1 protein-coding gene is annotated in these 1072 nt (G+C 60.3%); it reads right to left on the reverse strand.

All coding sequences use genetic code 11. The features are described from left to right. The coding region (gene dgoD, locus GRH90_RS25865) for a galactonate dehydratase (protein ID WP_162368816.1) at positions 1-1069 on the reverse strand (1069 nt) is incomplete at its 3' end. Positions 1070-1072: the final 3 nt, after the last annotated feature.

Genomic DNA, 1072 nt, shown 5'->3' on the forward strand with positions numbered 1-1072 from the left:
CCAGCTCTTCATTAATCTCCACGCCCAGGCCCGGTTTATTTAGCGGATAAAAATAGCCGTCGGTCATTTTGAAGTCGTCTTTATTTATAACGTAATCCAGCAGTTCGGCGCCTTTATTATAATGAATACCCATGCTTTGCTCCTGCAACACCGCGTTATAGGAAACAAAATCCACCGCCAGGCAGGAGGCCAGGGCAATGGGGCCGAGCGGACAATGGGGCGCCAGCGTCACATCATAGGCTTCCGCCATCGAGGCGATTTTCAGGCATTCGGTAATGCCGCCCGCGTGGGACAGGTCGGGCTGGGCGATAGCCAGGCCGCCGGCCGCCAGCACGCGTTTGAATTCAAAGCGCGAGAACATCCGTTCGCCGGCGGCGATGGGGATCGAGGTTTGCGCCGCCAGCCGCGGATAGTACTCCGCCTGCTCCGCCAGCACCGGCTCCTCGATAAACAGCGGGCGATAAGGCTCCAGCTCCTTGATCAGTACTTTAGCCATCGGCGCGTTGACCCGGCCGTGGAAATCCAGGCCGAACTCGATATCGTTACCCATGGCCTCGCGCACCTGCGCCGCCACCGCCACCGCCGCGTCCACTTTACGGGAATTGTCGAGCAGGCCCATCTCTTCGCAGCCGTTCAGCTTGAAGGTATCGAAGCCGATTTCCGTCAGTTTTTTCATGCCGGCGATGACATCGGCCGGCCGGTCGCCGCCCACCCAGCTGTAGGCCTTGATGCGGTCGCGCACCAGGCCGCCCAGCAGCTGATAGACCGGTACGCCCAGCGCCTTGCCTTTGATGTCCCACAACGCCTGGTCGATACCGGCGATGGCGCTCATCAAAATCGGTCCGCCGCGGTAAAAACCGGCGCGATACAGGGTCTGCCAGATATCGTTGATCCGCGCCGGGTCCTGGCCGATGACGTACTCCCCGAGTTCATGCACCGCGGCCTCGACGCTTTTGGCCCGGCCTTCGATGACCGGCTCGCCCCAGCCGACGATGCCTTCGTCGGTCTCGATTTTTAAGAACATCCAGCGCGGCGGCAGCCGATAGGTGGTGAGTTTGGTTACTTTCATAGG

It is taken from the genome of Acerihabitans arboris (assembly GCF_010131535.1).
GTDB lineage: Bacteria > Pseudomonadota > Gammaproteobacteria > Enterobacterales > Enterobacteriaceae > Acerihabitans > Acerihabitans arboris.